Raw genomic sequence first — 9,296 nt, forward strand, 5'->3', positions numbered from 1 at the left:
TTTTTAAATGTATAGGTAGTATGTCCAATTCATCTTTATTGTATATTCTCCAGTTTTCTTTTTCTTAAGCATTTATTGATACACTGACAATCAATACTGTTATACTTATTATTATATTTAATCTATAATTTTTCATCTATTTCTTGAATTATAGTTTTGCTGTTGTTAGTAGGTATAAAAGCTACCTCCAGCAAGTGTAGGCAATACGGCTATTAATATTAATACCAATAACAGATGGATAAAAGCTCCCTCATTGTAAACAAAAAAGCTTATAAACCAAATCATTACTAATAGGCACGTAACTATGTAGGACAAAGCTCTCATAATGTTTCTATTTCTTTATTAGATTCAGGCTATAGTTTGATTTTGGCAAAACATTTACTGTCATAGCTTTAAAACTTAATTTTTCATTTCAAGGGCAAAGAAACTTGTATAAGTCAATCTTACCTATGACTTGGATCAGTCATCTTAAACTATATACCCTTTTTGTTTTGATTCTAAAAACATCTAACCTTCAGTATTTGCTTTAATCGAAATAAAATATACTGACCTAGGTCATTTCATTTAGGATCATGTATGTCTACCTTTATATCTGCAATCGAAAATAATCGATAAGATCTATGGAAAATCAGACTACATATTATAAGATCCGGAAAGAACTTCGCATCTCGATAAAACAAACACTTCCGAAGCTTAAGAGACTAAAAAAGGAAATAAACAATGCTGCATTTTATAATTTGCTCACAGAAGTAATACCTGATATACGTAGTTATATCATCAAAAGAGTTAAAACCGCTATTCAGAAAAATCACTTTCCGAAAAACAAATATGAACCTAATGATTTTATAGATCAGTTATTTATTGAAACCTACGATCATATTGAAAATGTATCTAATGAAGATGAATTCTATGTTTGGCTCTATAAGAAGACCAACGAACTACTAGATGATGCTATCACCGAAGAAGAATTTGACGATTTATTCTTTCAGAATATAGATGATTATTCAAAACAGGAATGGGATCAAATGGAAGAAAAATTCACAGCCGAAAGTGATGGGGATCTCATTATGAAAGAAGAATTAACAGATATTTCGTATTACCAAAATCCTTACACAATAAAAGATGTATTTATAGAAAATACAGAACGTGAACTCATAAAAAAAATAGATGAAACCTTACCTCAAGAACAGGTAGATAAACACGTACAATTGGTATTGCACAATTTACCATTGCAAACTCAAAATGTGTTTGAGCTTTTTACAAAACATCATCTTACGATAGCAGAAATTGCTGAAGTAAGAGATATAAGTATTACAGATGCTAAACAACTTCTAGATGGTGCTAGAAAATCACTAAGAGCAAGCTTGTTTAATAGATTTACTATCGGTTAAAGATGTAAATTACTATGCACAAGAAGTAATTTGCTGTTTGTAAGTATTCTGATCTTAAATTCGTTGTCCGTTCGAGCACAGTCGCTAATCAATTATTACTTTATATAAGTAACTATCTACTGACCTATAAAACTCTTAACCGTTTACGGAAGCCACTAATGTGAAGAACATATAATTCTGAAAGTAACTCTGTGGATTCCTATATAGTTTGCCTTTCGAACAAACCCCAAATCCACATTTACATAAATAGATGGGCATTCCTTGTTTTTTTTTTTGCAATCGATAGTGAATATAATCATTTAATATTCACTTTAAACTAAATCAAATGTACTGACTCTGGTCATTTTATGATGGATCATCTATTTGCACCTTTATATACTTAAAAAAAGGACAAAAAATGAACCTATGAAGAATCAGACCACGAAAATAAAATTGAATTAAAAAGGATTGACATTTTTCCGTTTTATTAAAAGTGAAATAAGTAATCTAAAAATAATACAAAATGAAAAACATAATTATACCTGTTGATTTCTCTAAACAATCAGAGTTCGCTTTAAAGGCAGGAGCCATTTTAGCAAAGAAACACGATGCAGTACTTTACATTCTGCATATGTTGGAATTATCTGATAGCATTATTTCACATTCAGAAACAGATAATAAAAATGAAATGCTATTTATGCTCGCTCTAGCCAAAAAAAAGTTTGCTCCCTTTTTAGGAAAGGAATATCTAGAAGGTGTAAAAGTTAAGACTATGATTAAGCATCATAAGGTATACAAAGAAGTAGATCTTGTCGCCAAAGAAGTAGATGCAGATTTAATTATTATGGGCTCGCACGGTTTAACTGCACAGGATGGCATATTTGCGGGGTCAAACGCAGAAAAAATGGTCCGAAACAGTAAAACACCCGTATTAATTATAAAGTCTGAGCCTAAAGAATTTGAATTAAAGAATGTTGTAATAGCTACAGATTTGAATCCACAAAACACTTCCGTATTTTCACAGAAAGTTGCGATATTCTCTGCTTTGGGAAGCACAATCCATCCTGTTTATGTCAATCTACCAAACAATAATTTTACAAGTTCCAAAGAATTTAAAGAGAAAGTAAGAGTATTTGCAGCTGCAGGTGGATCAAACAAAGTAAAATTTATTGCTGGGTATACAGTTGAAGATGGATTAATTCAATATGCAGAAGAAACAAATGCAGACCTCATTGCAGTAAGTACCCACGCTCGAAAAGGCTTGAATCATTTTCTAAAAGGTAGCATTTCTGAGGATCTAGCAAATCACGCAAAGTTACCTGTCATGACCTTCAAGTTATAAGTAAATATTTGTTGAATGTTGATGATAAAATATACAAAAAATAACTTCTAAGAGTGACTCGTTGTTTTGTATTCTTTCAAAATACCAATATAAATTTTAGAAATAAAAAATATACCTATTAAGACAAAAGCAAACCGTACATACAAATTAAAATATACGATGATGAATAAGACACTATTAAACCCTAAAACACAACTTTTATTAGGTGCAGGACTAGATGTTTTACATTTTGAAAGTGAAGAATGGTTAGACACCATTGCCTTTTGGAAAGACGAAGTTACATTCTTTGATAATTTATTAAAGAAAAAAGAAACTTCAGAAAAAAAGAATCTAGAATATGAAAAGATGCTAAAGGACCTCGATAAAATCTACACTGACTTGTTTGATGACCTAGAATATAGTATTGTAAAACACGAGCAACTATTATCCAGAATACAACAAGGGGAAAAAGGATTGGCTGATGCTGATTACCGAGAAAAACACTATCATATTTTTTTACGAATGGACACTTTTACGAGTGATTTTAAAACGTTCAAAAGAATTGTTTTTGATTATGCTAAAAAGCTATTATAAAATGTAGTATTAAAACATATTTTATGAAACTAACCATATATCCCAAAAGGCATGATACATCGGATACTATTCACATAGCTTTATGGATTTTATAACAGTTTTGAAAGGATTATCACCAAAACAAATCTCAGATGCAGTGATAATAGCAGTTAAAATAGCAAAATCTTTAGGCATTGTCATTCAAAAACACTTTACCCCTTTTTATAGTGCTATAGAGCAAGAAATCATTCAAAATTGTAAACTCTCTCATTTAGGATATGGATTAGTATTGATGAATGCAAACCCTAATCTATCGTTTGTTAGAGATTTTCAAGTGAGTATCTTAAAAGGGTTTTTAAAGATGAAAAATTAATCTCTATTTGAATTAAAAAAATCCGACATAAAAAACTTAACTAATCATTCATATAGCAGTTAATTTTTCTGAAAAAGTGAGTACTGTAATTTCATATAGGCTTTTTTTACTGTTTTTTAATAATTAAAATATATTCAATGAAACAAAATATAACTTCAAATACAATAAACAAGGTTACTAAAGTGCTGTCTAAACTACAGAATGAATATCCTGAAGTCTATAGTTTACTTGATGAAGAACCTTTTGGACATTTAATAGGTACAGAAATGGGAATGAACAACGATACTCTTATAAACTACTTAACAGATATCGAAGAATTATTACAACAACTCAATTCAACACGTATTTCTTAATCAACAATTAATTTTATAATATTATCATTAAAAAATAGCTGACAATATGAATTATACTGTAAGTGGAAATATCATTGCTCATCAACAAGCAACGTTCACCTCTAAGCAAACAAATGTTTCTTTTGGTATTAAAAGAGACCAAAACTATCTCCCAAATCCTGCGGAATTATTGTTAGGGGCATTTGCTGCCTGTTGTTTAAAAAACATTGAACGTTTTTCAGACACATTAAAATTTAACTACGAAGACGCTCGAATTGAAGTCTTGGGTGAAAGACAAGAAAGACCAACAAAATTGGTTGCTATCCAATACACTATTCACATTAAAAGTGAAGACGCCAGTTTAAATGTTAAATTATTGCATAAAAATCTTCAGAAATTTGGTACTATTTATAATACCTTAAAAGAGACCTGCAATATTTCTGGAGAAATAAAATTAATAGATTAGTATATACTATTTCATTAAAACGAATTTTACATTAGTGATTGGATAGACGCCATGAAGAATATTTTTAGGGAGTACAATAGATTCACCAGTAGTTAAAGCGTATTCTTTATCATCTATAGTGATTTTAGCTTGCCCTTCAAGGATTAATAAGGGTGTGTCCATCGGAGATGTATGTGGTTTTAATATATGCTCCTTTTTCATAGCAAATAATATCATTTTATACCCTTCACTTTCAAAATAGATTTTGTTATTTACTTTGTCTTGATATTCAATTTTGCTTGATAAATTATATTCTGTTTTAGCCTTGTTATCCATATTGGAACAGTTTAAAACTAATATTGCAATTGGTATTATGAGTAGTTTTTTCATTTGTTTTATAAATTATAGGAGTATTTGACTTTTGCTTTAATTGACTTTCTAAGAGAGTGTATCATTTAAAAACCAACTTAGATTCAAAAATTTCAGATCTAGAAGAAGCTCTATGTATAACAGGAATAAGACTTACAAAAACCTCAAAATTTCTAGTAAATACAGAGGTGCTTTCAGTTATCTTACCTAATTCTAACTTCATCTGCTTTTCTATTACCAGTTTGTTATTTTTACTATCATTTGATTTTATTAAAAAACTTTCTTTACTAATAAAATCATCTCTTCCTAGTTCTTTTGAGATTCTGCGTATTTTGCTATCATCCCAGTTAGCGATTAAAATGGGAATATCTTCTTTTCCGTGTATGTCATAAACAAATAAATAGAGTTGGTACTCCATTTGTAATTTTATGTCCAAAGGATGAAAAATAATTTCTGTAATCACCGTTATGGTATTCGTATTATTCTCACTTACATTAACAAACTCTGGAATTTCCTTAAGATGTACTTTACTTATTTTTGCCATAATTTAGTTTTACTAAGTGTTTTTTAGAATATAATAGTATCTAAAAAAAGAATAAAATTTTTATCCTAATTAGACTTCTTTACCTTTTAGCATTTTATTCCAATACAGAAAGGGGAGAATGTATTTTTTGAGAATCCATAATCGCCAATGTTCTTTGGAGGAATCCTTAATTAACAATCGCTTCAATTTAGGATCTGGCATAAATTTTTTAGAATAGTCAAACTCTGCTAAGACCATCTTACCATAACCGGTAATAAAAGGGCAAGAAGAATAGCCATCGTACTTCCTGTCACTAAGTTTTTGATATTTAATAAGCTTTAAAACGTTAGTTACAACTACTGGAGCTTGTTTTCTAATTGCAGCACTGGTTTTAGACGTAGGAACATTAGAAACATCTCCCAATCCAAAAATATTTGTATATTTTTTATGCTGAAGTGTGAATGGGTCAACATCTACCCAATCTGCTTCATCTACCAGTAATGACTGTTTTATAAACTCTGGCGGCACATTGGGTGGTACGAGATGTAACATATCGTATTTGATTCCCACCAAATTATTCTCTTTAAAAAGTTCTACTATGATTGGGTTACGTTCTTCACTCTCTGGAGATACGACAAACCAAGCAATTTGTTTGTCGCTTTCAAATTTTTTGAGTTCGTAACTAAACTTTATATTTATATTCTTTCTATCGATAACTTCATACAATGTTTTTGCAATTTCCAGAACAGGAAAGATTCCGTCTGCGGCAGATGCATAAATGACGTGTGTTTTATTCTTAATGCCAGCTCTTTTAAAATGATCATCAGCCAGATACATTATCTTTTGTGGTGCGCCACCACATTTATAAGGTTTGGTTGGTTGAGTGAATAGCGCAACACCTCCTTTAAAGTTTTTAATCACATCCCAAGTGTGATTTGGATTGGTATAGTTACTACATACTACACCTTTATTAATAGCTTCTGGTAAACCCTCTACTAAAGTTGTATCTAATTTTAATCCTGGAGCAACTATCAAATAATCGTATGAAAAAGTAGTATTCCCTGTTTTAACTTCATCTTTTTCAGGGTAAATTGAAACCGCTTTATCTTTAATCCAATCTGCTTTTTTAGGCATAACGGATGCCATCGATCTTTGCGTTTTCTCATAATTATAAGTGCCAGCACCTACCAATGTCCAAGCAGGCTGATACCAATGTTTATCTGAAGGCTCAATAATACCTACTTTTAATTTTGGATTCTTTTTAAGTAAACTGCTAGCAGTCATTAGACCAGCAGTTCCACCTCCAATAGCGAGTATTTGATAATGTGTTTTCATAGGGGGTCTAAATTTATAACAGTGTTGTGGGTGCTTCATATTCTGAAATCTCAAATACTCCTGTTTGTTTAATAGCATCAAAGCCCCCTTTAATGTCAATAAGGTGCTTATACCCTTTTGCTCTTAAAATAGATATAAATGTCATAGATCTGTACCCACTTCGACAATGAACGTAGTAGGTTTTTCTTTTATCTATTAAATTCATACTTTCATTAAGATAATCAAGAGGTACATTAACCGCACCTTCAATATGTTCACTATTATATTCACTCTTTCTACGTACATCTAAAATATTAATAGAGCTCCTTTCTGTAGTTAGAGAAAGTTCTTCTGTAGTGACAGAGATTATGGTATTGACTTCTCTTCCTGCTGCCATCCAAGCTTCGATCCCCCCTTTTAAATACCCTAGATTTTTATCAAATCCTATTCTTGCTAAGCGTGTTGCTACTTCTTCTTCTCTTCCTTCTTCAGCAATAATAAGAATAGTTTGTTTTAGATTTATTATCGTTGTGCCTACCCAATTAGCGAAACTCCCATCAATCCCAATGTTATAGGATTTAGGAATGAATGCCTTTGCAAAAACCTGTGCTTCTCTAGTATCTAATACGATAGCAGAAGTTTCTTTCATTGCAGTTTCAAAAGAGTTGATATTTAGTAGTTTTATCCCTTTTTTTACCACACTATCAATGTTTTCATATCCTTTGATGTTCATCATTACATTTTGTGGGAAATAACCAGGAGGCGGCGTTAATCCTGTTAAGATAGCATCGACAAAATCTTCTTTCGTCATATCTGCACGAAGTGCATAGTTTGTCTTTTTTTGATACCCTAATGTATTTGTAATTTCATCACTCATCGTTTTTCCACAGGCACTTCCTGCACCGTGTCCAGGGTAGACGATAATATCATCTTCTAACGGGATTATTTTATTACGAAGAGAATCGAATAAATATCCAGCAAGTTTCTCTTGTGTAAATTCAGCAATCACTTTTTGGGCTAAGTCTGGGCGTCCCACATCACCAATAAATAATGTGTCTCCTGAGAAAAGTGAAGTTGCCTTACCGTTTTTATCTGTAAGTAAATAACAACTACTTTCCATCGTGTGACCAGGTGTATGTAATAGTTGTATATTAGCATTACCTAATTTAAATTCTTGTCCATCTTTTGCTGAGACAAAATCAAAACCTGTTTCCATTGTTGTTGGTCCATAAACAATAGTAGCTCCTGTTTTTTTGGAAAGGTCTATATGACCTGAAACGAAATCGGCGTGAAAATGCGTTTCAAAGACATATTTTATTTTTGCATTTCGTTCGTTAGCCATTTCTATATAAGGTGCTACTTCACGTAATGGGTCAATAATTGCTACTTCCCCATTGCTTTCAATGTAATAAGCACCTTGTGCCAGACAGCCTGTGTAAATTTGTTCTACTTTCATTTTTATTTTCTTATTTTGAATTATCGTAAAGAGTGCTCGCGTAAAATATAATCACTCCAATTAGAAATCTATCTTAGGCTAAGCTTATAATTTTGTATTTAAAAAATCTAAGTATAAAGACATATTATATTGAAAGTTAATACAGTAGCTTTTGTTGCAAAGCTCTGATTTTAACAATACAAAAGCACTGACCTTCGTCAGTTTAGATACTAATTATTAAAAGAGTTCTTTGAAGAGAATATAAACTCTCTTAAGTAAAACAAACCACCAAGATACTTATTAAGCTTCTTGTCATTGATAAGTTTATTAAAATAGATACCAATAAATTCCTATCATTGAAAACTTTGTAAATAGAACAAGAAATCTCCAATCGATTATTAAATTTTCAATGTCTCTAATACTGAAACAGTTTTCTTGTTTTCGGATGAGTTAGCTCCGTTTGTTTGACCGATATTTTTATTTTCCATTATTCAAAATATTTATATGAAGTGATATTTTACATTGTTTATAGTTCAATTTTTTGACTACACGGCAAGATCTTAAAAAAGATCTTAAAAAATATATCATTATATATCATTATAGAATTTGTGCAAATAGCCTTAATGAATTCTTGGAAATATACGACAAGGGATAAATAGAACATCTGTTATAAATTAAAAAAAACCAGTTGCCAGTCGAGTAGGAAAAGGGGAATTTCACCCCTAATCCTCTCTCAGAACCGTACGTGAACCTCTAGATTCATTCGCTTTCACTCATCTCTAATATTTACACCTGACTGATCTTCTCAGCCTTTTCTACTATCGCTCCATAAGTCACCGTTACCAACAATCGTAACCGATTATGGCTTGTCTAAAACAACTTATTATAAAACTTTAAAATGGTTAGAGAATAGGACGAATTAAAGATGAAGTTTTGTGAAAAAATATTATCTTTTTGACTTCTAAAAACATCGTAATAAAATCGATTCTTAAGCATGTATTTTTAAATTATTCGAATGTATTTAAAGTACGGTTTTAAAGTATGGAAAAGCTACTAAATAAGCATAAAATGCGTACTTTAAAAAATATAAACATCTGATAATCAGTATATAATAAAATAACCCTCAGGATTCGAGAGCCTCAGGGTTCGATAATTATGCATTCCTACACCCTAATGTTGCATTCCTCAACCCTAATGTTGCGTTCCTACACCCTAATGTTGCATTCCTCAACCCTAATGTT

The 9,296-nt window shown here is 31.0% G+C and carries 11 protein-coding genes; 6 read left to right on the forward strand and 5 right to left on the reverse strand.

Going from position 1 to position 9,296, the window contains the following annotated elements; genetic code table 11:
• Nucleotides 1-165: 165 nt before the first annotated feature.
• A complete protein-coding gene (locus H527_RS24740) occupies nucleotides 166-324 on the reverse strand; it encodes a lmo0937 family membrane protein (RefSeq protein ID WP_155837958.1) in 159 nt (52 codons plus the stop codon).
• 296 nt (nucleotides 325-620) lie between these two features.
• Between H527_RS24740 and H527_RS0118865 the strand changes: the two genes are divergently transcribed.
• The 6 genes from H527_RS0118865 to H527_RS0118890 all read left to right on the forward strand — a co-directional run bounded on the left by H527_RS0118865 (nucleotide 621) and on the right by H527_RS0118890 (nucleotide 4,435).
• Complete coding sequence (locus H527_RS0118865; protein WP_027414081.1) at nucleotides 621-1,391, forward strand: sigma-70 RNA polymerase sigma factor region 4 domain-containing protein; 771 nt, start codon at nucleotides 621-623, stop codon at nucleotides 1,389-1,391.
• 502 nt (nucleotides 1,392-1,893) lie between these two features.
• Nucleotides 1,894-2,712 carry a universal stress protein gene (locus H527_RS0118870; RefSeq protein ID WP_027414082.1) on the forward strand — a complete coding sequence of 273 codons (819 nt, stop codon included), beginning with the start codon at nucleotides 1,894-1,896 and terminating at the stop codon, nucleotides 2,710-2,712.
• A gap of 162 nt (nucleotides 2,713-2,874) precedes the next feature.
• Complete coding sequence (locus H527_RS0118875) at nucleotides 2,875-3,285, forward strand: hypothetical protein (RefSeq protein ID WP_027414083.1); 411 nt, start codon at nucleotides 2,875-2,877, stop codon at nucleotides 3,283-3,285.
• An 82-nt stretch (nucleotides 3,286-3,367) separates the two neighbouring features.
• Nucleotides 3,368-3,637 carry a hypothetical protein gene (locus H527_RS0118880; protein WP_027414084.1) on the forward strand — a complete coding sequence of 90 codons (270 nt, stop codon included), beginning with the start codon at nucleotides 3,368-3,370 and terminating at the stop codon, nucleotides 3,635-3,637.
• A gap of 137 nt (nucleotides 3,638-3,774) precedes the next feature.
• Nucleotides 3,775-3,990 (forward strand): hypothetical protein, encoded by a 216-nt coding sequence (locus H527_RS0118885; RefSeq protein ID WP_027414085.1) that lies wholly within the window; start codon nucleotides 3,775-3,777, stop codon nucleotides 3,988-3,990.
• Between the two features lie 46 nt (nucleotides 3,991-4,036).
• Entirely contained in the window at nucleotides 4,037-4,435 is a 399-nt protein-coding gene (locus H527_RS0118890; RefSeq protein WP_027414086.1) for an OsmC family protein, read from the forward strand.
• 6 nt (nucleotides 4,436-4,441) lie between these two features.
• On the opposite strand, the gene H527_RS22740 is transcribed toward H527_RS0118890, so the two are convergent.
• From H527_RS22740 to H527_RS0118910, 4 genes are all read right to left on the reverse strand, one after another.
• Nucleotides 4,442-4,804 (reverse strand): cupin domain-containing protein, encoded by a 363-nt coding sequence (locus H527_RS22740; protein WP_081414651.1) that lies wholly within the window; start codon nucleotides 4,802-4,804, stop codon nucleotides 4,442-4,444.
• A 61-nt stretch (nucleotides 4,805-4,865) separates the two neighbouring features.
• Nucleotides 4,866-5,327 (reverse strand): hypothetical protein, encoded by a 462-nt coding sequence (locus H527_RS0118900; protein ID WP_027414088.1) that lies wholly within the window; start codon nucleotides 5,325-5,327, stop codon nucleotides 4,866-4,868.
• A 69-nt stretch (nucleotides 5,328-5,396) separates the two neighbouring features.
• Nucleotides 5,397-6,641, reverse strand: coding sequence for an NAD(P)/FAD-dependent oxidoreductase (locus H527_RS0118905; RefSeq protein ID WP_027414089.1), 1,245 nt, complete (start codon nucleotides 6,639-6,641; stop codon nucleotides 5,397-5,399).
• A gap of 13 nt (nucleotides 6,642-6,654) precedes the next feature.
• Nucleotides 6,655-8,076 (reverse strand): MBL fold metallo-hydrolase, encoded by a 1,422-nt coding sequence (locus tag H527_RS0118910; RefSeq protein ID WP_027414090.1) that lies wholly within the window; start codon nucleotides 8,074-8,076, stop codon nucleotides 6,655-6,657.
• Nucleotides 8,077-9,296: the final 1,220 nt, after the last annotated feature.

The sequence above is a fragment of the Aquimarina muelleri DSM 19832 genome (genome assembly GCF_000430665.1).
Lineage (GTDB): Bacteria > Bacteroidota > Bacteroidia > Flavobacteriales > Flavobacteriaceae > Aquimarina > Aquimarina muelleri.

What these genes read in the sequence shown, in the direction of transcription:
- H527_RS24740 (WP_155837958.1), bottom strand. Translation starts at nt 324, where the DNA reads ATGAGAGCTTTGTCCTACATAGTTACGTGCCTATTAGTAATGATTTGG.
- H527_RS0118865 (WP_027414081.1), top strand. Translation starts at nt 621, where the DNA reads ATGGAAAATCAGACTACATATTATAAGATCCGGAAAGAACTTCGCATC.
- H527_RS0118870 (WP_027414082.1), top strand. Translation starts at nt 1,894, where the DNA reads ATGAAAAACATAATTATACCTGTTGATTTCTCTAAACAATCAGAGTTC.
- H527_RS0118875 (WP_027414083.1), top strand. Translation starts at nt 2,875, where the DNA reads ATGAATAAGACACTATTAAACCCTAAAACACAACTTTTATTAGGTGCA.
- H527_RS0118880 (WP_027414084.1), top strand. Translation starts at nt 3,368, where the DNA reads ATGGATTTTATAACAGTTTTGAAAGGATTATCACCAAAACAAATCTCA.
- H527_RS0118885 (WP_027414085.1), top strand. Translation starts at nt 3,775, where the DNA reads ATGAAACAAAATATAACTTCAAATACAATAAACAAGGTTACTAAAGTG.
- H527_RS0118890 (WP_027414086.1), top strand. Translation starts at nt 4,037, where the DNA reads ATGAATTATACTGTAAGTGGAAATATCATTGCTCATCAACAAGCAACG.
- H527_RS22740 (WP_081414651.1), bottom strand. Translation starts at nt 4,804, where the DNA reads ATGAAAAAACTACTCATAATACCAATTGCAATATTAGTTTTAAACTGT.
- H527_RS0118900 (WP_027414088.1), bottom strand. Translation starts at nt 5,327, where the DNA reads ATGGCAAAAATAAGTAAAGTACATCTTAAGGAAATTCCAGAGTTTGTT.
- H527_RS0118905 (WP_027414089.1), bottom strand. Translation starts at nt 6,641, where the DNA reads ATGAAAACACATTATCAAATACTCGCTATTGGAGGTGGAACTGCTGGT.
- H527_RS0118910 (WP_027414090.1), bottom strand. Translation starts at nt 8,076, where the DNA reads ATGAAAGTAGAACAAATTTACACAGGCTGTCTGGCACAAGGTGCTTAT.